General features: G+C 64.2%; 22 protein-coding genes. 13 read left to right on the forward strand and 9 right to left on the reverse strand.

What is annotated here, in order from left to right:
- Positions 1 to 2: 2 nt before the first annotated feature.
- Positions 3 to 920, reverse strand: a complete 918-nt coding sequence (locus B5X73_RS10535) for a LysR family transcriptional regulator (protein ID WP_079521639.1) — start codon at positions 918 to 920, stop codon at positions 3 to 5.
- A 97-nt stretch (positions 921 to 1,017) separates the two neighbouring features.
- Between B5X73_RS10535 and B5X73_RS10540 the strand changes: the two genes are divergently transcribed.
- From B5X73_RS10540 to B5X73_RS10555, 4 genes are all read left to right on the forward strand, one after another.
- Positions 1,018 to 2,028 (forward strand): zinc-binding alcohol dehydrogenase family protein, encoded by a 1,011-nt coding sequence (locus B5X73_RS10540; protein ID WP_079521640.1) that lies wholly within the window; start codon positions 1,018 to 1,020, stop codon positions 2,026 to 2,028.
- Between the two features lie 85 nt (positions 2,029 to 2,113).
- A complete protein-coding gene (locus B5X73_RS10545; protein ID WP_079521641.1) occupies positions 2,114 to 2,968 on the forward strand; it encodes a PA4780 family RIO1-like protein kinase in 855 nt (284 codons plus the stop codon).
- Positions 2,969 to 3,186: 218 nt separating this feature from the next.
- Entirely contained in the window at positions 3,187 to 3,849 is a 663-nt protein-coding gene (gene gntA / locus B5X73_RS10550) for a guanitoxin biosynthesis heme-dependent pre-guanitoxin N-hydroxylase GntA (protein ID WP_079521642.1), read from the forward strand.
- Complete coding sequence (locus B5X73_RS10555) at positions 3,846 to 4,427, forward strand: DUF1989 domain-containing protein (RefSeq protein ID WP_079521643.1); 582 nt, start codon at positions 3,846 to 3,848, stop codon at positions 4,425 to 4,427. The genes gntA and B5X73_RS10555 overlap by 4 nt, the downstream gene beginning before the upstream one ends.
- 106 nt (positions 4,428 to 4,533) lie before the next feature.
- Here B5X73_RS10555 and B5X73_RS10560 read toward each other — a convergent pair whose 3' ends face one another.
- Positions 4,534 to 5,421: a manganese catalase family protein gene (locus tag B5X73_RS10560; RefSeq protein ID WP_079521644.1), complete on the reverse strand. Its 888-nt coding sequence runs from the start codon at positions 5,419 to 5,421 to the stop codon at positions 4,534 to 4,536.
- Positions 5,422 to 5,669: 248 nt separating this feature from the next.
- On the opposite strand from B5X73_RS10560, the gene B5X73_RS10565 reads away from it, so the two are divergent.
- Positions 5,670 to 6,197, forward strand: coding sequence for a DUF4142 domain-containing protein (locus B5X73_RS10565; RefSeq protein WP_079521645.1), 528 nt, complete (start codon positions 5,670 to 5,672; stop codon positions 6,195 to 6,197).
- Positions 6,198 to 6,204: 7 nt separating this feature from the next.
- Here the strand turns inward: B5X73_RS10565 and B5X73_RS10570 are convergent, their stop codons facing one another.
- Positions 6,205 to 6,612 carry a hypothetical protein gene (locus B5X73_RS10570; RefSeq protein ID WP_254857273.1) on the reverse strand — a complete coding sequence of 136 codons (408 nt, stop codon included), beginning with the start codon at positions 6,610 to 6,612 and terminating at the stop codon, positions 6,205 to 6,207.
- 194 nt (positions 6,613 to 6,806) lie between these two features.
- Between B5X73_RS10570 and B5X73_RS10575 the strand changes: the two genes are divergently transcribed.
- The 3 genes from B5X73_RS10575 (at position 6,807) to B5X73_RS10585 (ending at position 9,764) form a co-directional block, all read left to right on the forward strand.
- On the forward strand, positions 6,807 to 7,850 hold the full coding sequence (locus B5X73_RS10575) for a sensor histidine kinase (RefSeq protein WP_176167807.1): 1,044 nt from the start codon (positions 6,807 to 6,809) through the stop codon (positions 7,848 to 7,850).
- Positions 7,847 to 8,584, forward strand: a complete 738-nt coding sequence (locus B5X73_RS10580; protein WP_139382733.1) for a LytR/AlgR family response regulator transcription factor — start codon at positions 7,847 to 7,849, stop codon at positions 8,582 to 8,584. Before B5X73_RS10575 ends, B5X73_RS10580 begins: the two co-directional genes overlap by 4 nt.
- 103 nt (positions 8,585 to 8,687) lie before the next feature.
- Positions 8,688 to 9,764 carry an acyltransferase family protein gene (locus B5X73_RS10585; protein ID WP_079521648.1) on the forward strand — a complete coding sequence of 359 codons (1,077 nt, stop codon included), beginning with the start codon at positions 8,688 to 8,690 and terminating at the stop codon, positions 9,762 to 9,764.
- 458 nt (positions 9,765 to 10,222) lie between these two features.
- Here B5X73_RS10585 and B5X73_RS10590 read toward each other — a convergent pair whose 3' ends face one another.
- The gene (locus tag B5X73_RS10590) at positions 10,223 to 10,507 is read right to left on the reverse strand and encodes a hypothetical protein (protein WP_079521649.1); all 285 of its coding nucleotides are present in this window, start codon (positions 10,505 to 10,507) and stop codon (positions 10,223 to 10,225) included.
- Positions 10,508 to 10,589: 82 nt separating this feature from the next.
- Here B5X73_RS10590 and B5X73_RS10595 point away from each other — a divergent pair, with 82 nt between their 5' ends.
- The 3 genes from B5X73_RS10595 to B5X73_RS10605 are packed head-to-tail and all read left to right on the forward strand — an operon-like array spanning position 10,590 to position 13,445.
- On the forward strand, positions 10,590 to 11,606 hold the full coding sequence (locus tag B5X73_RS10595) for a two-component system sensor histidine kinase NtrB (protein WP_079521650.1): 1,017 nt from the start codon (positions 10,590 to 10,592) through the stop codon (positions 11,604 to 11,606).
- Positions 11,599 to 12,984 (forward strand): nitrogen regulation protein NR(I), encoded by a 1,386-nt coding sequence (gene ntrC / locus B5X73_RS10600; RefSeq protein WP_043691639.1) that lies wholly within the window; start codon positions 11,599 to 11,601, stop codon positions 12,982 to 12,984. Before B5X73_RS10595 ends, ntrC begins: the two co-directional genes overlap by 8 nt.
- Before the next feature lie 5 nt (positions 12,985 to 12,989).
- A complete protein-coding gene (locus B5X73_RS10605) occupies positions 12,990 to 13,445 on the forward strand; it encodes a GNAT family N-acetyltransferase (protein WP_036116682.1) in 456 nt (151 codons plus the stop codon).
- A gap of 42 nt (positions 13,446 to 13,487) precedes the next feature.
- On the opposite strand, the gene B5X73_RS10610 is transcribed toward B5X73_RS10605, so the two are convergent.
- Both B5X73_RS10610 and B5X73_RS10615 read right to left on the reverse strand, forming a co-directional pair.
- Complete coding sequence (locus B5X73_RS10610; protein ID WP_051944095.1) at positions 13,488 to 15,956, reverse strand: sensor domain-containing protein; 2,469 nt, start codon at positions 15,954 to 15,956, stop codon at positions 13,488 to 13,490.
- 75 nt (positions 15,957 to 16,031) lie between these two features.
- Positions 16,032 to 17,156 carry a hypothetical protein gene (locus tag B5X73_RS10615; protein ID WP_079521651.1) on the reverse strand — a complete coding sequence of 375 codons (1,125 nt, stop codon included), beginning with the start codon at positions 17,154 to 17,156 and terminating at the stop codon, positions 16,032 to 16,034.
- A gap of 190 nt (positions 17,157 to 17,346) precedes the next feature.
- On the opposite strand from B5X73_RS10615, the gene B5X73_RS10620 reads away from it, so the two are divergent.
- Positions 17,347 to 18,633, forward strand: a complete 1,287-nt coding sequence (locus tag B5X73_RS10620) for an acetyl-CoA C-acetyltransferase (RefSeq protein WP_079521652.1) — start codon at positions 17,347 to 17,349, stop codon at positions 18,631 to 18,633.
- Positions 18,634 to 18,651: 18 nt separating this feature from the next.
- Positions 18,652 to 19,179 carry an energy transducer TonB gene (locus B5X73_RS10625; protein ID WP_079521653.1) on the forward strand — a complete coding sequence of 176 codons (528 nt, stop codon included), beginning with the start codon at positions 18,652 to 18,654 and terminating at the stop codon, positions 19,177 to 19,179.
- A 3-nt stretch (positions 19,180 to 19,182) separates the two neighbouring features.
- Here B5X73_RS10625 and B5X73_RS10630 read toward each other — a convergent pair whose 3' ends face one another.
- The 3 genes from B5X73_RS10630 to B5X73_RS10640 are packed head-to-tail and all read right to left on the reverse strand — an operon-like array spanning position 19,183 to position 22,201.
- Positions 19,183 to 21,123 (reverse strand): phospholipase D family protein, encoded by a 1,941-nt coding sequence (locus B5X73_RS10630; RefSeq protein ID WP_079521671.1) that lies wholly within the window; start codon positions 21,121 to 21,123, stop codon positions 19,183 to 19,185.
- Positions 21,124 to 21,168: 45 nt separating this feature from the next.
- Positions 21,169 to 21,723 carry a YceI family protein gene (locus B5X73_RS10635; protein ID WP_079521654.1) on the reverse strand — a complete coding sequence of 185 codons (555 nt, stop codon included), beginning with the start codon at positions 21,721 to 21,723 and terminating at the stop codon, positions 21,169 to 21,171.
- A 10-nt stretch (positions 21,724 to 21,733) separates the two neighbouring features.
- Positions 21,734 to 22,201: a SixA phosphatase family protein gene (locus tag B5X73_RS10640; RefSeq protein ID WP_079521655.1), complete on the reverse strand. Its 468-nt coding sequence runs from the start codon at positions 22,199 to 22,201 to the stop codon at positions 21,734 to 21,736.
- Between the last annotated feature and the right edge of the window lie 21 nt (positions 22,202 to 22,222).

Consider the following 22,222-nt stretch of genomic DNA (forward strand, 5'->3'; position numbering starts at 1 on the left):
GACTACACAGCGGGAGAAAGGCTAGCCGCCAGCTCCTCACATCGATCACGCAGAAAATCCCTCAACTGCGTGATCGCCGGGGTCAGCCGGGATCGGTGCGCACATACGAGATTGAGCGGTGACGGCTCGCAGTGGGCATGCGGAAATATCTCGCGCAGACGACCGGATGCAATGTCATTGATCAAGTCCAGTCGCGACTTATAGAGCAGGCCTTCACCCGCCACGGCCCAGCGTCGTACGGCATCCGCGTCATCGCTGACGCGGTTGCCCGTTACGGTCACCGTCTTATCGCCGCCAGGCAGGGTGAACCGCCAGCGCTCGTGGACCTGCTCGCTCCAGACGAAACGCAGGCAGTTGTGCCTGCGCAGGTCGTCCACGCCCGAGGGTGTGCCGTGACGTTCCAGGTAAGCGGGCGAGGCGCAGAGCGCGCGCCGGTTGTTCTCGATCAGTGGCATGGCGACCAGGGACGAGTCCGATAACGGGCCGTAGCGCACGGCGGCGTCGACGGGATGCTTCACGAGGTCGGCGAGTCGATCGCTCAGGCGTACATGCAACGACAGGCCGGGGTGCCTGTGCTGGAAGATGTCCAGCCAGCCCAGCAGCAGATTGCGGCCCAGGTCGGATGAGACGGACAGACGCAGCGTTCCCGACAGCGCCTCCTGCGCATGCTCCAGGGCCTGCTTGCCCTGAAGCTGCGCTTCGAGCATCGCCCGGGCATGCGGGAGATAGCGTTCGCCGTCTTCGGAGAGCTGCATGCTGCGGGTCGAGCGGGTGAAGAGCCGGGCCTCGATGGCCTTTTCCAGCCGCTGCACCGCCACGCTCGCCAGGCCCGGCGCGATATTGAGTTGCCGGGCGGCCTCGGAGAAGCTGCCTGCGTCCACAGTCTGAACGAATATCTGCACATCATCGAGCCGGATCATTATCGTGATTTCGCAGAAAGTGTTAACGATGTTTAGGGATTTTTCCTGAATCCACGTAAAGACACAATGTGCCCCTCGCTAACAGAAGGGTGCATCCATGAAAGCCATCGGCTTCTACAGCAATCAGGCCATCGACCATCCGCAAGCGCTCCAGGACATCGAGGTCCCCGAGCCGACGCTGCGCGACCACGACATCCTCGTCGAGGTGCGGGCCGTGTCGGTCAATCCGGTCGATACCAAGGTCCGCAAGCATGGCGACATCCCCGCGGACGGCGCGCGCATCATCGGCTGGGACGCGGCAGGCATCGTTCGCGCGACCGGACCGTTGGCCACGCGCTTCAAGCCGGGCGACCGGGTCTGGTACGCGGGTGATATCACGCGTCCGGGGAGCAACAGCGAGTTGCAGGCCGTCGACGAGCGCGTCGTCGGCCCGATGCCGACGTCATTGGACTTCGCCGAGGCGGCGTCGCTTCCGCTGACCGCGATCACCGCATGGGAATTGCTGTTCGACCGCCTGCGTATCCACGAGGCCGACCCCACCGAGAATCAGGTGCTGCTGGTGACCGGAGCCGCCGGTGGTGTCGGTTCGATCCTGACCCAGCTTGCGCGTCGGCTGACCGGTGTGACGGTGATCGGTACGGCGTCCCGCGCTGAAACACGCGATTGGGTTCTGCAGCATGGCGCGCATCACGTCATCGATCACAGCCAGCCGTGGGAAGACCAGCTCAAAGCGCTGGGTATCGAGAGCGTCGACTACGTCGCCGGTCTGAATGCCAGCGCCGTCTACGTCCCCCAGATCGCCGCCGTCATACGGCCGGAGGGCAAGTTCGCGCTGATCGACGATCCCAAGGCCCTGGATATCGGACCGTTCAAGAACAAGTCCATTTCGATCCACTGGGAACTCATGTACACCCGGCCGATCTTCACCACCCGAACCATCGCGCGACAGCATGCGTTGCTTCGCCGTGTCGCCGAACTCGTCGATCGTGGTGACCTGGTGCACACGCTCACGCAGCGCATCGACGGTTTCGATGCCGCGGGTCTGATCAAGGCGCATGCCCTCGTCGAAGCCGGAAGCATGATCGGCAAGGTTGTCGTGGTCCGTTAATTCGCGGAATTGGCGCTAAGTACAGGAAAGTGTGAGAATTAAGGGTTAATGGCAGTCTCCGCCATGCCACCGACCCGTAAATAACTTGAAGATCCCCCAAGGCCTGCAGCCGTTGATCGACGACGGCATCATCGATGACGTCCTCCGGCCCCTCAAAAGTGGCAAGGAGGCGGCGGTGTACGTCGTCCGTAGTGGCGACGACGTGCGCTGCGCCAAGGTCTACAAAGACATGGCGCACCGTAGCTTTCAGCAGCGCGTTCAGTATCAGGAAGGCCGCAAGGTAAGCAGTAGCCGCGAGGCGCGCGCTATCGGCAAAGGCAGCAAGTACGGCCGCAAGCAGCAGGAAGTCGCCTGGAAGAACGCCGAGGTCGACGCGCTCTACCAGTTGCGCGACGCAGGCGTTCGCGTCCCCGAACCGTTTGGGTATTTCCACGGCGTGCTGGTGATGGAGCTGGTTACCGATGCCGATGGCCTGTCAGCGCCCCGTCTGGGCGAGGTCGATCTCAGCGCCGCGGATGCCCTGGAATATCACCGGATTCTGGTCAGACAGGTCGTGCTGATGCTGTGCTCCGGACTGATCCACGGTGATCTCTCCGCGTATAACGTGCTTGTCGGGCCGGATGGCCCGGTGGTCATCGATTTTCCGCAGGTCGTCAGTGCGGCGGGCAACAATGCGGCGCGCACGATGCTCCTGCGTGACGTCAACAATCTCACGGCCTACCTTGGGCGTTCGGCGCCGGAGTTGCTGGAGACGTGGTACGGCGAGGAGATGTGGGCTTTGTTCCAGGCTGGCGAACTCCGCCCCGATACCGAGCTGACGGGCCATTTCGAGCCGGACGAAAGCGAAGTCGATCTCGACAGTATCCGGCAGTCGATCAATGACGCCCGGGAAGAGGCGCTGATCCGCCAGCAGGGACGTGAGGCGGCGGAAGAAGACTAGGTTGCTTGTTCAGCCGTGGCCGTGACGGGCGGAGAAGTGCATGCTGCCCGGGGCGCGAGAAGGCAACGCGGGCGCGGCTCGAGCCTCGGCCCATGTGAACGGCGCGTGCCGCTCATGAAAGCGTGCGACCACATTGATCGCGAGGCGCTCACGACGAGCCGCCCGCCATTTCACGGGCGCCATCCCACCATGGGAGCCTTGTAGAAGCGGGCGCACTCATGTCGGTCTCATCAGTAACTTCAGTATTCGCAGCGCACCTTTCCAGCCAGCAGTTCCCGTGTCTTGCCGCAAAAACGGCACATGCCCGCGATCAGGTCACTCACTTCGAGGCGACCGACCTGCGCTGCGGCAAAGACGATGCGGCCATCGCCGCCGCGATCGAGGACTTTGCCACGCGTCGCAAGCCCGAGCACGTGTTTCATAGCCTGGTGGTGCATTTCCCCCGGACGCCGTCGCTCGACGAAGAAGCCTTCGAGACGCACCTGTTCGCGCGCCTTCAGGGTATTCATGAGGTCGACAGCAAGCGCTTCGCGTGGGACGAGACGGTCAGTGCCGACCCCACCTCCGAGAAGTTTTCCATGAGCGTTGGCGGCAAGAGTTTCTACGTGATCGGTCTCCACCCGGGCGCCAGTCGTGCGGCGCGGCGCCTGGAGCATCCGGCCATGGTGTTCAATCTGCACGCTCAATTTGAATTCCTGCGCCAGCAGGGACGCTACGACAGGCTACGCGAAGCCATCATCGAGCGAGACGTGGAACTGAATGGCTCCGCAAACCCCATGCTCGCTGTCCATGGCGAGAGCTCCGAGGCCCTGCAATACAGCGGCCGCCACATCGAGGGGTCATGGGAGTGCCCGTTTAAGCCAGTGGGAAGCAAGCAATGACGACGGTGATCGAACCTCAGAGCGGTGTCGCCTTCGTGTTGAGGGCCGGGCAGACGCTGACCGTCATCGATCCCGAGGGTGAGCAGGTGGCGGACCTCATCGCCTTTGCCCTGGCGGATAAAGCCGAGGTCCTGTCATCGGGTCGGACGCTCGATTATGCAAGCAAGATCTACCTGTCCACCGGCGATCTTCTCTATTCCAACCGCAGCTCGGTGATGCTGGAAATCACCGAGGACGATGTAGGACGACACGACTTTCTTCTCGCGCCATGCTCGGCGGAGATGTTCCGTAAGCTGTATGGACATACGGAGCCGCATCGTGGCTGCTTCGGCAATCTGCGCGCCGCACTCGAGCCGCACGGTATTACCGGGGATCAGATCCCGACGGCCTTCAACGTCTTCATGAATGTTCCTGTCAACGGCGAGACAGGCACGCTTACTGTCGAGCCGCCGTTGAGTAAACCGGGCGACAAGACGCGCTTCAGGGCGCACATGGATCTCGTCATCGGACTGACCGCGTGCTCGGCAGGTATGTCGAATAACTTCCGGTTCAAGCCGATCCACTACGTCATCGAGTGAGTGCACACCGGTCGTTATCGGACGGATTATCTAAAAAAAGGTGCCCGCGTTATCGCGGGCACCTTTTTTATCGCTGTCGCTTAAACCGGACGTTAGTAGCGCGCGCTTACTTTTTCGGTTCCTGCTGAAGGACGCCCAGATCGGCACCCGTCACTGGATCCCGCGACGAATCCGACGCTCCGCGGGTGGCGAAGAGACCGACCACCGCTTCTTCATCACTCGACAGTTGAACCGACGCCTGCCCGTCACCGCCATCGACAGGGATGTTCTGGTCGTTCGGCGTCATCACTTCCCACTGCTCACCGCGGTTCCAGGGGCCTGCCGCGTCACCTTCACCGGTGGACGTGTTGACATAGAGGCTGGTGAAGCGCGGATCGCCCGGCAACTTACCCGGCGGGAAGCTCTTGTCCATGGAGTAGAGAGCCTTTTCGAACGATTTCTGATGCGCGATTTCGCGGGTCATGAGAAAAGTCAGTGCATCCTTGACGCCGACGTCTTCGGTCACATTGATCAGGCGCTCATAGACGATCTTGGCCCTCGCTTCCGCAGCAATGTTTGATCGCAGGTCGGCTGTCGGCTCACCGATGGAGTCGACATAGGCACCCGAGAACGGCACGCCGGCGGAGTTGATCAGTGCGGGACCGCCACCGAACAACACCTGCGTAACGTGGCTGTCATTGCCAGCACCTTGGAGCGAGCGGAAAAGCTCGGCCTCCGACTCGACCGCTTCCGCGAGCCTGCCCTTCGCGCCGCGGTTGAGCATCGCGACGAGCGAGCCGATCACCTCGAGATGGCTCAGTTCCTCTGTGGCGATGTCGAGCAACATGTCTTTCCGGCCCATATCTTCTTCAGCCAGAGCCTGCGTGAAGTACCGCATAGCGGCGGCTAACTCACCCTGCGGTCCGCCGAACTGCTCGAGAAGCAGATTTGCAAGGGCAGGATTGGATTCCGAAACGCGAACGGTGTACTGGAGTCGCTTGTTATGACTGAACATGGGCTTGCACCTGTGTGCTGGCTGACTGAACAGCGAGTGTCCGCCTTGCCGTGTGTTCAACCGGGACGACGCGCGTGACGGCGCCATGGACATGGATGAAATACGCCAGGTAAAGGTACGGTTGCGCCGGCTCACTTTGTGTGAGTGGTTATTCGCCGAGCGTCTGCGTGACAGGCCACGACCGTTCGTGCACGGGTGCTTCATGCCATGGGTGCCAAACCGTATGCACCTTCCGACGGAGTTTCATCATGAGCCAGTCCCGTTCGCGCGTCCTCATTCTTGCTGCCGCTGTTTCAATGTCTTTCGGCGCCGCCGCGTTCGCCCAACCCCCTGCCGATATGGCAGCGTCGACAGCGCCGGATGCGGCCTTCGTGAAGAAGGCAAGCGCGGCAGGGCTTGCTGAAGTCACGCTCGGAAAGCTCGGGGCGGAAAAGGGCGCGTCCAGCGACGTCAAGACGTTCGGCCAGACGATGGTGGACGACCATACAAAGGCGGGCGACGAACTCAAGACCATCGCCGCGGCTAAGTCCATACCTGTATCGACCGCGCCAATGCCTGCGGACGCTACCGCGGCCGCATCGATCGGTAAGAAGGACGGCGCGGCTTTCGATACGGCGTTCAAGACGAAAATGGTCGCGGACCACGAAAAGGTCATCAAGCTGTTCACGACGGAGTCCAGCACCGGCAAAGACCCCGAACTGAAGGCCTTCGCGACGAAGACCCTCCCAACGCTCCAGCATCACCTCGAGATGGCAAAGCAGCTGCCGTCGAAGTAAAGCTCAGTTACTCCCTGGCGGCTTCGTCCCTGTGCTTTCGTTTGAGGTAAATGATCTGACCGGTGATGCCGGCGATCAGCAAGGCAGCGTTACTCGCGATGAACACCGGGTTCTTCACGAGAACGCTGTAGACGAGATAAAGCAGCGAAGCCGCCATCTGCCCGATGAAAAGCCATTTCGAAACGCCCTCGACGGTGGGCGCGTGCGCTTGTCGCCAGATTTGTCGCCCGATCGTCCCGAGCAGTATCAGGGAGGCGAGCCAGCCAAGCGGCTCCGGGCTCATAAGGTGGGCGGCGATGTCCATGATGTCTCCGAATCGGGAGAGACAGCAGTAGCAGCGGCGATGTGCGCGATCCATCACGGCGTTGCAGCCGCTATGCAGACAAACGGTCGAGCCGCTGGCTGCCTCGGGCATGGCGGCCAAGTTCCTGTGATCTGCCCGGAAGATGGCAGGACGGCATGGACGGGACGCCGGGTGGGCCCCAACGGTAGCGGAGAAGGCGTCGTGTCCCGTGCCGTGCAGGCGACGTCCCGCTCACCCCATAGTCGACACCCCGCACCCCGGGGATGGCTACACTCTCACCCATGACGAACGGCACGACATTCCCCGTGAAAACCTTCGCCGCGTTCTGGGCGGCCTTCTGGCTGCTCATGATCAGCGCCTCGCTCCAGGATGCGCTCCGGAATCCAGTGACCCACTGGTGGGAACCCGTCCTTTGGGAGGGGAGCTCGGCGCTGATCGCGACGAACTGGATGTTGCTCGCGATTCGCGTGCGCGGGCGCTATGCCCCGTATTTAGCCAAACCCCTCCGATGGTTTGGTGCTTACCTGCGATGGCTCCCAGTGGTTGTCGTCACGTGGATCGCGATGGCTTACGCAATACGAACGGGCGTCTACGCCATGATGGGTCTCAGCTACCAGCATCCAGGCTGGGGCTTCGTTGTGGTGTATGAAAGCGTCAAGCTGACGATCTTCACGGGTCTTTGGTTAGGCGTGCTCTTTGGCGTCGACTCCTATGCGCAATGGCGGGTCCAACGGCACCGCTTGCTGCAAACCCAGAGGGCGCTGGCCGAAGCACAGCTCGCACAACTTCAAGGCCAGCTGCGACCGCACTTCCTGTTCAACGCACTCAACACTGTCTCCGCGCTGATGCACACCGACGTGGCAAGGGCGGACCGGCTGGTCACGACGCTCGGCGACCTGCTTCGCATAAGTCTGAGGACTCACGGGAATGAGATGACGCTGCTCACCGAGGAGCTCCGCACGCTAGCGCTTTACGCGGAGATCATGCGCGAGCGGTTCCGTCACCGCGTGACACTCAGCTGGCAGACCGACGATACGATTCTAAGTGTCGCTGTGCCCGCACTGTTGCTCCAACCTCTGCTTGAGAACGCTTTCAAGCACGGCGTCGAGCGCACGACGACGCCCGTTCACATCGAAGTTGGTGCCCGGCGCGCAGGCAGCCTGCTGCAAATCGTCGTAAGCAACTCGGGCACCCTCCTGGCGGAGGATCAGCAGGACGGAGTGGGATTGCGCAACTGCCGGGAGCGGCTGAGCATCATATATGGCGCTGCTGCGTCCCTGGTTATCCGCAACGAGGGCGATTGCGTTGCCGCGCGCATCGCGATACCGCTGGCGGGGGTCATACCGTGATTCGCGCCTTGGTCGCCGATGACGAAGCACCCGCCCGCGAGAAGCTCGAACGCTGGCTGGCGGAGCAACCGGACATGACCGTTGTCGGATCGGCAGAGGATGGGCTATCTGCGGCGCGGTGTATCGAGCAGCTCCGCCCCGATGTGGCGTTTCTGGATGTTCAGATGCCGACGCTGTCGGGGCTCGAAGTGGCCGCGCATCTCGAGCCCGCGAGCGCGCCGCTGATCGTCTTTGTCACGGCCTTCGACGAGCATGCCGTGAGGGCCTATGATCTTAACGCCATCGACTACCTGCTCAAGCCTTACGACAGGGACCGCCTGGCGCGCACCGTGCAGCGTGTCCGCGAGCGACTGCACTCCCTCGAGTCCGGCTCAACAGCCGTGGCGATCGGACGGGCACGGGCCCCGTGCGAGCGTCTCCTTGTGCCGGATGGTGAACGACTTCAGCTGGTCGATGCTACATCCGTCGAATGGCTCGAGGCCGATGATAACTACGTCCGTGTACACACCACGACGCGCACCTACCTGCTGCGCAGGACGCTGCAGGACCTGTTATCGCAATTGGGCGAAACGCGATTCGTGCGCATCCACAGGTCGACAGCGGTGAATCTTGGGGCGATCGGATCGCTCTCGCCGCTCTTCAAGGGTGACTACGAGATTCATCTTCGCAACGGTCGTGCTCTCCGGCTCAGCCGGCGATATCGCGACGCCTTCTTCGCACTCATGGGCCGGTAACCCCACCTCACCCCGCCAACGTCGCTATCCGCCCCTCATCTGCTGCCAGCCAGCGATCCGTCGGTCAGGCTCCTGCTCATCATCGAGACAGGAGACGCGAGCCATGGTTGCTACCGACGATTTGCACGACCGATATGACTTCCTGGACTGGCTGCGTGTCATCGCCATCTCCGTGTTGTTCTTCTTTCATGCGGGAATGATTTTTGTCGGCTGGGGCTGGCACATCGTCAACGACGAGACTATTCCCTCCCTGCAATGGCCTATGGACATCACTCACCGGCTGCGCATGCCACTTCTGTTCGTCATCGCCGGCGCCGGCATGTGGTTTGCACTCAGACGACGCACCACGGAGCAATTCCTGCGGGAGCGGACAAAGAAGCTGGTCCTGCCCCTCATAGCGGGCGCGTCCCTTGTCTTGCCGCCGCAGGTCTACTACGAATGGCGGCTTCAGGGACAGTGGAATCTGAGCTGGCACCACCTCTGGTTCATCCTTTATCTCTACGTCTACATCCTGTTGCTGCTTCCGTTGATGCTCTGGTGGAAGCGGACGGCGCGACATATAGCACCAGGAACGTGGCTTTTCCTCCTGGGGGTGCCCCTCGGCATCAACGAGCACCTCCTGAAACCACTGTTTCCGGAAACACATAACCTAGTCGGTGACTGGTACATCTTCAATCACTACCTGCTACTGACTACCTACGGATACTTGATGGCCTCGACGCCGGATATGTGGAAGTGGCTATGTCAGTTTCGGCGGTGGTCACTAGTTATGGGGATGGCGGTGTTCGTCCTGCTTATCTCCGGCTTCAATACCGGAGTCATCAGCCATGATTCGATCGCCGATCACCTCGGAGCTAATATCTTTACGTGGTTATGGGTCATGGTTTTCCTTGGCTATGGCTATCGTTACCTTTCTTTTGCCAATCCGCTGCTCATCTGGGCGAGGGAGGCCAGTTATCCTCTTTACATCCTGCATCAGACGGTCATCGTCGGCGTTGGGTATTACGTCGTTCAGTACGAGTGGATGCCCTGGACAAAGTACGTCGCCATCGTGGCCTTAAGCATGGGCGCATCCTTCGTCCTGTACGAAGGTTGCGTGCGAAGGTTCGCATGGCTGCGCCTCGCCTTTGGGATGAAGACGCCTTCCGGAGGTGTGAGTCACGACGCCACACCACGATAGTACCGGGTCAGGATTATGTTTCTGGGTGTCGGCACCGCCTGTGCCCATGCCGACGGATAGCACGGTTCAGTAGTAAGAGGCCTCGCTGAAACCGTGCTTCGGTGAGGCCGTCTCCTGATTTCGGTCTAATGACTGTTGCGACTGAGCGCGGCTGTCGTGGCGCCATCTATACAAGTCATCGTCCCCACCATGTACACAACGAGCGCGGATCGCGCTCCTTCCTGCGCGCCGGGCGGGGTGATGGTCGAGTTCAACACCCGCTCGGATGCTGCCGACGAGTTCCGCGGCACCTTCAACTGGGCAGGTCGAGGCGATCCGATCCTTCGCGACGAAGACCCTCCCGACGCTCCAGCATCACCTCGAGATGGCAAAGCAGCTGCCGTCGAAGTAAAGCGTCGGAGAGGAAGCGGTGGCAGCGGCGACGGCACGGGCTTGCGTCGCTGCCCACCGGTGTACCGTTACTCCGACAGCTGGTCGCGCCAACGCATAAGTAAGTCGACGATTTCCGCATCGTGCTTTCGGTTGGCGCCTACGCCCATCTGTTCGATATTCAACCAGTGCAGGTAGTCGGCAACATCGCTGCCATCGGTGGTGGCTTTGAGTAGCTGGAAGGTCCGGGGGACGTAGCTTTCGTATTCGTCTCTGGCCTCGGGACTATCCGAGACGCCGAGTGGGTCCCAGCGGTAGTGCAGAACTTCGTCGATGCATCGCAGGAGTTGTTCGTCGTTGAGCGACATGTTCATTGGGGATTGGCCTTGCGGGTTCCGTCGGCCCCCCAGAATTTATCCCATTGCACCAACCCCTGCCTCTCCCTACATTGGTGCAATGCATGCACCCGATCAGGCAGACCTCTTAACCCTCCTGGGCACCGGCCTGGCGGTCGTTTCCATCGACGGCCGCGTGGCATGGATCAACCCCGCGCTCGGCGAATTCCTCGAAGTCGGCCCCCGGACCGCCATCGGCCAGCATCTGACCGCCCTGATGCGCGAGCCCGCGCTGGCCGGCCAGATCGACCGCGCCGCCCTGGAGCGGCGCGCCTACAACCTCCGCGCCGTCACCTTTGGCGTGGCCCGGGGCCGCGAAGTCACCGCCGATCTGATCCTCCAGCCCCTCGACGACGGTCGCGTCCTGATCGAAGTCCACCCGCTGGCGCCCGACCTGTCGACTAACACCGGCACGCCGCTCTCGGCCACCCTGCGCGGCTTCGCCCACGAGGTGAAGAACCCGCTCGCCGGATTGCGTGGCGCCGCCCAGCTTCTCGAACGCCGCGTCGTCGACAGCGACCTCCGTCAGCTGGCGCAGATGGTGATCTCCGAGGCCGATCGTCTCGCCGCACTGGCCGACGGCCTGCTCCGGCACGGTGGTGCCGCGCGCCTCGGCCCGGTCAACGTCCACGAACTGCTCGAACGGCTGGAAGGCCTCGTCGTGGCGGAGGTCGATGCCCCGCGCGTCCGCCACGACTTCGATCCCAGCCTGCCGGACAGCGTCGGCGACCCGGATCGTCTGCTCCAGGTTCTGCTGAATCTCACCCGCAACGCCAGCGAAGCGGGCGCGTCGACGGTCATCCTGCGCACGCGTGTCGAACACGGCGCGCGTCTGGGCGAGCGCACGGTGCGCGCGGCGCTGCGGGTGGACGTGATCGACGATGGCCCGGGCGTGGCCGACGAATTACGCGACTCCCTGTTCCAGCCACTGGTCTCCGGACGCGCCGACGGCACGGGCCTCGGCCTGGCGCTATCGCGCGAAATCGCGCTCGAACACGGCGGCGATTTACGCTACACGAGCCGACCCGGCGAGACCGTGTTCTCCCTGTACCTTCCGATGGAGCGGCACCATGACTGAGATCTGGATCGCCGACGACGATCGCGGCGTGCGTTTCGTGCTGGCGGAAGCCCTGCGCGACGCGGGTCATACGGTGCGCGAGTTCAGCGCGGGCGAAGCGGTACGCGCGGCGCTGCACGAGAGTCGTCCCGCCTTGCTGGTGACCGATGTGCGCATGCCGGGCGAGAACGGCTTGCGCCTGCTCGAAGACCTCACGCGCCGGAACATCGGCCCGGTGATCGTCATGAGTGCGTATACCGACGTGGCGACGACGGCGGCGGCGTATCGCGCCGGAGCGGCCGACTATCTGGCCAAGCCGTTCGATCTCGATCAGGCGGTGGAAGCGGTCGAGCGCACGCTCGCGGCTGCGCACGAAGAAGTCGTCCCACCACCGCCGCGCACCGACGAGCACGCCCTGCTTGGCGAGAGCATGGCGATGCGCGAGGTGTTTCGCCTGATCGGTCGTGTCGCGGCCAGCGACCTCAATGTGTTGATCACCGGCGAGACCGGCACGGGCAAGGAACTGGTAGCCCGTGCGCTGCATGAAGAGAGTGCGCGAAACGGCAAGCCCTATGTCGCGCTGAACACCGCGGCCATTCCTTCGGAACTGCTGGAAAGCGAGATGTTCGGCCACGAAGCGGGTGCCTTTACCGGTGCCACGCGCCGCCACGCCGGACGCTTCGAGCAGGCGGAAGGCGGCACGCTCTTCCTCGACGAAATCGGCGACATGCCGATCGGTCTGCAGACGCGGTTGCTGCGTGTACTGGCGGGCGGTGAGTTCTACCGCGTGGGCGGGCGTGAGTCCATTCGCAGCAATGTGCGCATCGTGGCGGCGACGCATCAGGATCTGGATGCGCGGGTGACGCAAGGCCTGTTCCGCGCGGATCTGAAACATCGCCTCGACGTGGTCCGTATCGAACTGCCTTCGTTGCGTCAGCGTCGCGGCGATATACCGCTGCTGGCGCGCCACTTCCTTGCCAGGGCGGCGGCCGAACTCGGTGTACCACCGAAGCGCTTTTCGCGCGGGGCCATGAAACTCGTGGAGCAGCGCGACTATCCCGGCAACGTCCGCGAGCTGGAAAACCTGTGCCGCCGACTGGCGGTCGTGGCGCCCGGGCTGGAAATCCTCGCTGGCGATCTCGGCAACCTGCCGGCACGCGAAACGCGCAGCGCGGAATGGACGGACGCGCTGCGCCTCTGGGCGCAGGACGCGCTCGCGCAAGGCGAGGTGGACGTCCACGCGCGTGCCCGCGACGCCCTGGACAAAACGCTGTTACAGGTGGCGCTGGTCGCCAACGACGGACACCGGCAGCATGCCGCGGCGGCGCTCGGTGTCGGCCGCAATACCCTCACACGCAAACTCGGTGCGTCGCGCAAGCGACGGCCCTCCAACGGATAAGACACATGAGCCTGGACATTCGCCGCGCGGGTCCCGAAGACGCCGACGCGATCGCCGGCTGGAATATCGCCATGGCGTGGGAGACGGAGGAAAAGCGGCTCGATCCGGAGGTGATCGGACGAGGCGTGCGCGCGGTGTTCGATGAGCCGCGGCGGGGCTTCTATCTTGTTGCCGAACTGAACGGCGTGGCCGTGGGCTGCCTGCTCGTCACGTACGAGTGGAGCGACTGGCGCTGCGGCGATTTCTGGTGGGTGCAGAGCGTTTACGTGATCGCCGAGGCTCGCCGGAACGGGGTGTTTGCCGGGTTATACCGGCACGTGAAGGCGATGGCCGAAGGCGCGGGTGCGGTGGGTCTCAGGCTTTACGTGGAGCTGGAGAACGAGCGCGCGCAGCGGACCTACGCGGGACTGGGAATGGAGCGGTGTCATTACTTCATGTATGAGGCGGCGTTGGGGCGGTGACGGGCTGATACCGCCAGCAGGCTGGCTCGTGCAAAAGCCGCTTCAGGTGCCGGTGACCCGCAAATCCCCGGTATCCACCGCCGCGATCCGCGCCTCGAATTCTTTCGCGGATACCCCCTTCCCGAAGAGGAAGCCCTGCATCAACGGGCAGCCGGCATGGCTGAGGAAGCGCGCCTGCTCGTTGCTCTCCACGCCCTCCGCAAGCACCTGCTTGTTCATCCCCCTGCCCATCGCGATGATGGCGCTGACGATGGCGGCACTGTCGTTGTCGACGGCGACATCGCGGACAAAGGCACGATCGATCTTCAGCGTGTCGATGGGGAAGTGCTTGAGGTACGACAGGCTGCAATAGCCCGTACCGAAATCGTCCAGGCTCAGCAATACGCCCAGCGACTTGATCCGATGCAGCAGCGCCGCGATATGGTCGCCGCCTTCCATGACGGTGCGCTCGGTGAGTTCCAGCTCGAGCAGCGTCGGATGGATGCCGCTGTCGGCAATGATTCCGCTGAGCGATTCGAAGAAGCGAGTGTGCTGGAACTGCAACGCCGAGACATTGACGGACACCGACAGCGGCCGGTAGCGGCGCGTCCAGATCTCCGCTTGTCGGCAGGCTTCGCGTAACGCCCATTCGCCGATCGGAACGATGAGCCCGCAATCCTCGGCCACCGGGATGAACTGCTCTGGCGTATACACATCCTCGCCGTTGACCTGCCAGCGCAGCAGCGCTTCGGCGCCGACGATGCTACCCAGGTCCACGTCGACCTTGGGCTGGTAATGCAGGCTCAGCTCACCGCGGGCGAGCGCCTTGCGCAGTTCCACCTCGATGCGCACACGTGCGGTGTTCCGCTCGTTCATGCTGGGATTGAAGAACCGGTATCCGTTGCGGCCCTGCATCTTCGCTTCGTACATCGCCGTGTCGGCATTGCGCAGCAGGGACTCGGCATCCGGTGCGTCGTCCGGATACACGCTGATACCGATGCTGAAGCTGATCGTCAGTGCGGAGGCGTCGACGCTCACCGCCTGGCTGCAGGCGGCGAGTACTTTCTCCGCCACGAGGCTCGCATCCGACGGTCCGTCGATCAGCGGCAACAGCACGACGAACTCGTCACCGCCGAGACGGCTGACGGTGTCGTCGGAGCGCACGGCCGCACGGATGCGCCGCGCCACTTCCTGCAGCAGCGCATCGCCGGCTGCGTGGCCCATGGTGTCGTTGATCTGCTTGAAATGATCGATGTCGACGAAGAGCAGCGCGGCGCGCTGGTTGCGCCGCGACGCTACCGTCGCCGCGAACTCCATGCGCGACTGCAGCAGCGCACGGTTGGGCAGACCCGTCAGCGTGTCGTGATGCGCCAGGTGCGCCATCTTCAGCGCCAGCGCGCGCGTCTCGCTCACGTCGTGAAACACGACGACACCGCCGACGACGTTACCGGTGTGGTCATGGATCGGCGCCGCGGAATCCTCGATCGGGCTTTCGAAGCCGTTGCGATGAATGAGGGTCGCATCGGTGGTCAGGCCGACAATGGCGTTCTTCTGCACGGCGGCGATCAGCGGATTGGGAATGGGCAGGCCCGACAGCGTCTCGCGTAACTGGAAGATCTCGTCCATCGGGCGCCCGACCGCTTCGTGACTCGTCCATCCCGTCATCGCTTCGGCGATGGGGTTGAGCGAGGTCACGATCATGTCGGGATTGGTCGTGATGACCGCATCGCCGATGGACTTCAGCGTGACCTCGGCCAGCTCGCGCTCGCGGAACAGCGCGTCCTCGAAGGCCTTGCGCTCGCTGATGTCCTGCACCTGCGAGATGAAGTAGAGCGGCTCGCCGTGTTCGTCGCGCACCAGCGACACGCTGAGCATGCCGTGCACGGTGTGACCGTCACGATGTACGTAGCGTTTTTCCATCGTGTAGGACGGGCGTTCGCCGGCCAATACCATCCTGACCAGGGCCAGGTCGGCTGCAAGGTCGTCGGGGTGGGTGACGGCCTGGAACGCGGAAGCCAGCAGTTCGTCTTCGCTGTAACCGAGCATGGTGCACAGCGCCTCGTTGACCTGCAGCCAGCGACCGTCGGGGAGGACGAGCGCGACACCGATCGACGCGTATCGGAACGCCAGCGCGAACCGCCGTTCGCTCTCACGCAACCGTGTCTCGAGCGCGCGACGTCCGGAGATATCGGCGAGCACGATGGACACGCCGAGCAGTTGCCCGGCCTCGTCTCGATCGGGTGAGAACGTCGCCTGTGCGTAGCGGCCCGGGGTCGTGTGAGCAATGCCCAGGTCGCCGACCAGCGGCTCGCCGGTCAACACCGCACGGATGCCGCCCGCGATCGCCTCGTTCATGGGGGCCGGCAGGCGATCTTCCGCGCGCTGCCCTGTGATCCCATCGGACGTCACGTTCATCCACGCAAGGAACGCGGGGCTCGCATAACGAAAGCAGCCATCCGTACCGACGTAAGCGATCATCGCCGGTGCACGGTCGAGGAGGTACGCGGGCCAGTCGGTGGTATGGGTGTTCACGTTCGCCCACTCTAATGGGTCGAACTGCCCGCGTATATTCGGACTCGGCTTAAATGTGAAGCCTTGCCGCCGCCTTCAATGCAGCGCCGGAGCCGGTGCCGTAAGTGCGCCGTCGGCGTCCAGCATGATCCGGCCCAGCGTGTGCACTTCACTGTCGGTACCGTACCGATCGGCCAGCGTCTCCAGCAGCGGAGTCAGCGCGTCCGGCGCCAGCGGGAAGCCGTGCGCCAGAACGCGGGCCTTGCCGGGAACCGGCTGGGCGATCGTGATCGCCGCCATGCCGAGACCGGCCGCCTCGTGTGCATAGATACGGGGCGCGGCGGCGGACGGGTCCGCGTCGGCCATCGTTTCGATCAGGAAACCCTCGGTCGCCGGCATGTCCTGCATCACCAGGTGCACGTGATGGGCGGCGAGCAGCGCGGCGTACTGGCGCAGTTCGAACAGCGTGCCCGCCAGCTCGTGAGCGGCGTTGCTACCCTTGTTCGCGTCGCGCGCGAACCAAGCGGCCAGACCCGGGATCTCGACACGTCCTTCGGTGTAGCGCAGCGGCAGGCCGCGGGAGCCGAGGGCCGTCTCGTCCTTGTAAGGCGTGAGCAGCGCGGCTTCGAGCATCGTCCAGAGCGGCGCCAGATTGACGTGCTCGTACTGCACGCAGGTCAGCGCCAGCAGGTCGTCGCGGGTGAGGTAGCGGGCGTGCTCGAGGCGCATGCCCAGCGTGCGCATCAGGAAATCCGACGTCGCGGTACCGGCCTCGCCCTTGGCGGCCAGTTCGCGCTCCATGGCCTGGGACAGGTCTTCCACCTGGTCGGCGGGCACGAGCAGCATCCACGGAATCAGCCGCATCGGGCCGCCGGCGAAGTGCGGGTCCGGCACCAGCGGCTGGGCCGGCATATGGCCTTCGTGCGTGCCGAAGGCGATCACGCCACCGGCGGTGACGACGCGCGGCACCCGACGGGCCAGTTCTTCCAGCGTGGCCAGCACCGGGAAGCCGGGGCGAAGCAGCTCGACGCCGTCGAACAGGGCGCCGGCCAGCGCGAAGCGCGAGGACTCGACGCCGGGCAGCAGGGCACGCAGGTCGTCGGCCACCAGCGCGGCGAGGGTCTGCGCTTCGTCGCGCGTGAGCTCGAGGCGATCGGGCATCTCGCCCCCGGCCAGTTCGAGGGCCAGGACAGCGGGGCAGGCGATCAGCGACTCGTTCACGGCGGCGTTTTCCGAACGGCAAAGGAACGCGATTCTATCATTGCGACCCGGCGGGCTTTCGCCGGGACGGGATGCGGGTTAGCCTTGCCGATACGCGTTCGTCGGCGATCGTCGGCGTCCGCGATCCCTTCGCCTTCGATCCGGCCCGCCGGTCGGGCTCCCACTTCGATCTGGACAGTCCCTCAAAAGCATGGAAAAGACGCAAAAGCGTGTGGGTGTGGTCGGCGGCGTCCGCATTCCTTTCTGTCGTAACAACACCGCCTATGCGGATGTCGGCAATTTCGGGATGTCGGTGAAGGTGCTCGGCGCGCTCGTCGAGAAGTTCGGCCTGCACGGCGTGGAGCTGGGTGAAGTCGCGATGGGTGCGGTCATCCGGCACTCCTCGGACTGGAACCTGGCGCGTGAAGCGCTGCTCTCGTCCGGCCTGGCGCCGACCACCCCGGGTATCACCTCGGCCCGCGCCTGCGGTACCTCGCTGGACAACGCCATCCTGATCGCCAACAAGATCGCCACGGGCCAGATCGAAGCGGGCATCGCCGGGGGCTCGGACACCACGAGCGACGTGCCCATCGTCTACGGGCAGAAGCTGCGCAAGCGCCTGCTGGCGCTCAACCGCGCCAGGACCCTGAAAGAAAAGCTGCAGGTCGCCACGCGCGGCTTCAAGCTCAGGGAGCTCAAGCCGTCTTTCCCCGGCGTGGCCGAGCCGCGCACCGGCAAGTCCATGGGCGACCACTGCGAGCTGATGGCGAAGGAATGGAAGGTCGGCCGCCTCGAGCAGGATCAGCTGGCCCTGGCCAGCCACCAGAAGCTGGGCGCCGCTTACGACGCCGGCCTGCTCGACGATCTGGTCGTGCCCTTCCGTGGTCTGAAGCGCGACGGCTTTCTGCGTCCGGACTCCACGCTGGAAAAGCTCGGCTCGCTGAAGCCCGCCTTCGACCGGACGTCGGGTCAGGGCACGTTGACCGCCGGCAACTCCACCGGCCTGTCCGACGGCGCCGCCGCCGTGCTGCTGGCCAGCGACGAGTGGGCCGCGTCGCGTGGCCTCAGCATCCAGGCGTATTTCACTCACTCCGAGGTCTCGGCCGTGGATTTCGTCCACGGCGAAGGCCTGCTGATGGCGCCGACGGTGGCCGTGCCGCGCATGCTCAGGCGTGCGGGCCTGACCTTGCAGGATTTCGACTTCTACGAAATCCACGAGGCGTTCGCCGCCCAGGTGTTGTGCACATTGCGTGCATGGGAAAACGACGACTATTGCCGTAACCGGCTGGGCCTCGATGGTCCGCTGGGATCGATCGACCCCGCAAAACTCAACGTCAACGGTTCCAGTCTCGCGTCCGGTCACCCGTTCGCGGCCACGGGTGCGCGCATCGTCGCCACGCTGGCGAAAATGCTGGAGCAGAAGGGCTCGGGCCGTGGCCTGATCTCGATCTGCACCGCGGGCGGCATGGGTGTGACGGCGATCCTCGAACGCCCCTGATCCTGCTCCAGAGTCCGCATGTTCGCACTTCGCACCAGTACTTCCCTCAGTGCCCTTGGGCTCGTGCTCGGCATCGCCGGTACGAGCTGGCTCACCGCGCTCACATACGAGCGCGCGCCCGCCACACGACCGTTCGCCGAAGTGGTGATGCCCGAAGCCATGCACCTGTCGTCCAGGCCGGTCGCCAGGCCCCGCGCGCGGCCAGAATCCGTCGCGGCGGTGAGCCGCCCGGCGCCGATGCCGCCACGCGTCGCCGCCACGCCACGCCATGTGCCCGAAGCGCTGGTGCCGGTCTATACGCCGTCGCCGCGTTATCCGATGTCAGCGCTGCGCGCCAATCGCGAAGGCCAGGTCATCCTCAGTGTGACCGTCACGCCCGAGGGCGATGTCGCCGAGGTCTCCGTGGGGCGTTCCAGCGGCGACATGGATCTGGACCATGCGGCCGAAGAAGCCGTGCGCAACTGGCGCTTCGCCAGTGCGGAGAATCGTGCCCCGCGCTACACCGCCGACCTCCCGGTCCGCTTCGAGCTCACCCGCCCTTACTGAGCGTCAGAGAATGCCCGAGGCGGATGAGCCGAAGGCGGTGATCATGCGCGTGTAGATCAGCTTGAGCGACACGTCCACTTCCGGGAAGTCGCCGACCGGCTCGTAGCATTCGAAGAACTTCGGGTCGGTCCAGCGCATCGGAATGCAGCCGGGCTTGAGCTCATAGCTCGTGGCATAGCGGAACGGCCACAGGTCGAAGAACGGCAGCCGTTCCGAGACGTCGCCGATGAACTCGTTGACCGACGACAGCACGGGGATTTTCTTCTCCCTCGGCCCGATGACCCAGGCGTTTTCCGGGCGGGTGTCCTGCATGATCGAGTCACGCAGGCGATCCGAAAAGCGCTTGTCGTACACGATGACGCCGGACTCGGTGTTGTAGTGGTCGGAGCGTGGATCGAAGTTGTGCGTGCCGACCATGGCGAACGTGTCGTCCACCACGATCGACTTGGCATGCAGGCCGAAGCGCACGCCCTGCGTGAGCAGGGGTGCCGGACGAGTGCGCGGTCCCTGACGTACGCGGCGGCCGCCAAGGGCCATGAATCCGGTGGATTCCGACGGTGGGCCCGCCGGCACCAGCCGGTTGCCGGCACGACGTCCGGTCTTGCTGGCGCCGCTGCCGCTCCCCGAGCCGGTGAGCAGCGGCGGCGTGACCACGTCATTGCTCTGGCCTTCGAGGGCGTCGGGATCCCCGTTTGCCGGGCGCGGCTTCATCTCGTAGATCTCGAAGCCGTAGTCGGTGAGGTAGCGTTTGCGGTGCTTATAGGACATCGCATACACCGCGAAGGCGTCCGTCGAGGCCAGCGAGTTGGTCGACACGACGACGCGCGGCGGGACCGGCTTCCGATGCAGCCCGCTGAAGATCTTCTTCGCCGGCTTGCTCATCACCAGATAGGGCGTCTGCAGGATCACTTCGCTTCTGGCGTTACGCACCAGGCCCATGATGTGCCGGGTGAGCGCGCGGGCTTCACGGCGTTTGGGCTCGTCGGTCTTGCCTGGCAGGTCCGACAGATATTCCACCCGGTTCATACGCAGGGTTTCGCGCTGGATCCGGTCGGCGATCCAGCCCGGATTCTCGGCGTCCGCCACCATGGTGGCGACACGTTCCGGGTTTTCGTACTGCGGCGTCGTCCAGTGGCGTGGGTCGTCGGTGTCGCGAACCAGCTCCCTGTTCACGTCGCGCAGGTGGGTCAGGCGCACGGCGCGCTTGTGATTCCAGAACTGCTCGAAGCTGGCGCCCATGGCCTTCGCGGCCGGGCCGCCGATCATCACGTCGCGGTCGACGTAGTCGAAGGTGCCGTCCCAGTCGAAGTAACGGTCTTCGTAATTGCGGCCGCCCGTGATGCCGATCAGGTCGTCCACCACGATCAGCTTGTTGTGCATCCGCTGGTTGAACTTGAAGAAGCAGCAGATGATGCCAGCCGCGAACTCCAGCGGCGGCGTACGCGCGCTGTGGAAGGTCGGATTGTAGAGGCGGATCTCCATGTGATCGCTGGCGCGCGCCAGCCCCGCCAGCAGGCCGGCGTCGCGAAAGGAGAACAGCTGGTCGGCGAGGATCCGCACGCGCACACCGCGGCGCGCGGCCTGGACCAGCTCGTCGAGGACCAGCTTGCCCGCGTCGTCCTGCTCCCAGATATACGTCTGCACGTCGATCGTCCGCTTCGCGGCGCGAATCAGATTGATCCGCGCCGCCATGGCGGTTTCGCCGTCTTCCAGCAGCGTGGCCACGTGCACCGGGCGCGCGTCGGTCGAGGCGGCGTCGGCTTCGACGGCGGCGTCGAGCAGCGCCGAGGGCTGGGCGCAGTGGTCCGCCTGCGCGCAATTGCTCTGCCGGTCCACGGTCAGCGTGACCACGGCATCGGCCTTCCGGATGCGCTGTGTGGACAGCGAACAGCCGGTGGCAGCCAGGATGGCGGCAAGGAGTAAGAACAATCGGAGGTGGCGCATGGCGGGGATCATAGGCGACCCACGCCAACGTCACGTGAGTTTTCGTCAGGGATGGTCGAGGACGATGGCCATGCCGAGGTTCACGCGGTCCGAAAGGGCCCCACGGCGGCCCCGCATCTCGAAATCGGTACGGTCGATCATGCCCTGCAGCTGAAGCACGCAACCGGCCAGCGCGTCGGCCGGGCAGCGGGTGGCCTGCAGGTGGAAGGTTTCGTCCCGGGTGACCCCGCGCATGGTCAGCTTGCCTTTGATCTCGCCGCCGCGGCTGATGAGTTCCAGGGGCAGCGGGTCGGACGTGAACAGGATCTGCGGGTAGTGCACCGAGTCGAAGAATTCCGGCGCCAGCACCCAGCGGCGCAGGCGGGCCGATTCCATGCGGATGCTTTCGGTGTCGAGCACGGCGCGCACGACGGCCGTGCGCGCTTCGCGGTCGATGGACAGGTCGCCCCGGATGCCCTCGAAGCTACCGGAGACGGTACTCACCCACAGCAGGCGAACGGCGAACTCGGCCCGCGAACGGGTCGGGTCGATCCGCAGGTCGGCGGCCGAAGCCGAAGCCGCCGACAGAAGCAAGGCGATCGCCCACAGCAGGTGACGCATCAACAGGGACTCAGTTGGGAGGTGACCAGAATGTCTCGAGTTTGGCCTTGCCCGGCTCCAGCTTGCCAGTGAAGACGAGTCGAGCCATGCCACCTGGTGGCATGCCGCGGTAGTCCTCGGACCGTCCTTCGACAAGGAACGCGACCAGTTGTTCAATACCGGGGTTGTGTCCTACCAGCACCACGCGTTCCGCGTCCGACTGCGTGTCGAGCACGTCGAACAGATCGCCGGGCGTGGCGTCGTAGATTTCCTGTACGTAAGTGGGCTCGACCTGGCCGAGGGCCAGCGCGGCGGTCTCTTTGGTGCGCTCCGCTGGGGAACACAGGATGCGGTCGTATTTCACGCCATGGCTGGAGAGCCATTCGCCGGCGGCGCGGGCTTCGTTGCGGCCGTGTTCGGTGAGTTTTCGCTCGCGGTCGTCTTTGCCGTCATGGCCGGGCTCTGCCTCGGCATGGCGCAACAGGATGAGTTCGTGCATGGGTACCGTCCTCCGCTAGGC

The sequence above is a fragment of the Luteibacter sp. 22Crub2.1 genome (genome assembly GCF_900167995.1).
GTDB classification, from domain to species: domain Bacteria; phylum Pseudomonadota; class Gammaproteobacteria; order Xanthomonadales; family Rhodanobacteraceae; genus Luteibacter; species Luteibacter mycovicinus.

Coding starts and splice junctions, on each gene's coding strand:
- B5X73_RS10625 (WP_079521653.1), top strand. CDS start 18,652: ATGTTCGCACTTCGCACCAGTACTTCCCTCAGTGCCCTTGGGCTCGTG.
- B5X73_RS10540 (WP_079521640.1), top strand. CDS start 1,018: ATGAAAGCCATCGGCTTCTACAGCAATCAGGCCATCGACCATCCGCAA.
- B5X73_RS10590 (WP_079521649.1), bottom strand. CDS start 10,507: ATGAACATGTCGCTCAACGACGAACAACTCCTGCGATGCATCGACGAA.
- B5X73_RS10535 (WP_079521639.1), bottom strand. CDS start 920: ATGATCCGGCTCGATGATGTGCAGATATTCGTTCAGACTGTGGACGCA.
- gntA (WP_079521642.1), top strand. CDS start 3,187: ATGTCGGTCTCATCAGTAACTTCAGTATTCGCAGCGCACCTTTCCAGC.
- B5X73_RS10595 (WP_079521650.1), top strand. CDS start 10,590: ATGCATGCACCCGATCAGGCAGACCTCTTAACCCTCCTGGGCACCGGC.
- B5X73_RS10640 (WP_079521655.1), bottom strand. CDS start 22,201: ATGCACGAACTCATCCTGTTGCGCCATGCCGAGGCAGAGCCCGGCCAT.
- B5X73_RS10620 (WP_079521652.1), top strand. CDS start 17,347: ATGGAAAAGACGCAAAAGCGTGTGGGTGTGGTCGGCGGCGTCCGCATT.
- B5X73_RS10555 (WP_079521643.1), top strand. CDS start 3,846: ATGACGACGGTGATCGAACCTCAGAGCGGTGTCGCCTTCGTGTTGAGG.
- B5X73_RS10605 (WP_036116682.1), top strand. CDS start 12,990: ATGAGCCTGGACATTCGCCGCGCGGGTCCCGAAGACGCCGACGCGATC.
- B5X73_RS10630 (WP_079521671.1), bottom strand. CDS start 21,123: ATGCGCCACCTCCGATTGTTCTTACTCCTTGCCGCCATCCTGGCTGCC.
- B5X73_RS10585 (WP_079521648.1), top strand. CDS start 8,688: ATGGTTGCTACCGACGATTTGCACGACCGATATGACTTCCTGGACTGG.
- B5X73_RS10635 (WP_079521654.1), bottom strand. CDS start 21,723: ATGCGTCACCTGCTGTGGGCGATCGCCTTGCTTCTGTCGGCGGCTTCG.
- B5X73_RS10560 (WP_079521644.1), bottom strand. CDS start 5,421: ATGTTCAGTCATAACAAGCGACTCCAGTACACCGTTCGCGTTTCGGAA.
- B5X73_RS10565 (WP_079521645.1), top strand. CDS start 5,670: ATGAGCCAGTCCCGTTCGCGCGTCCTCATTCTTGCTGCCGCTGTTTCA.
- ntrC (WP_043691639.1), top strand. CDS start 11,599: ATGACTGAGATCTGGATCGCCGACGACGATCGCGGCGTGCGTTTCGTG.
- B5X73_RS10570 (WP_254857273.1), bottom strand. CDS start 6,612: ATGCCCGAGGCAGCCAGCGGCTCGACCGTTTGTCTGCATAGCGGCTGC.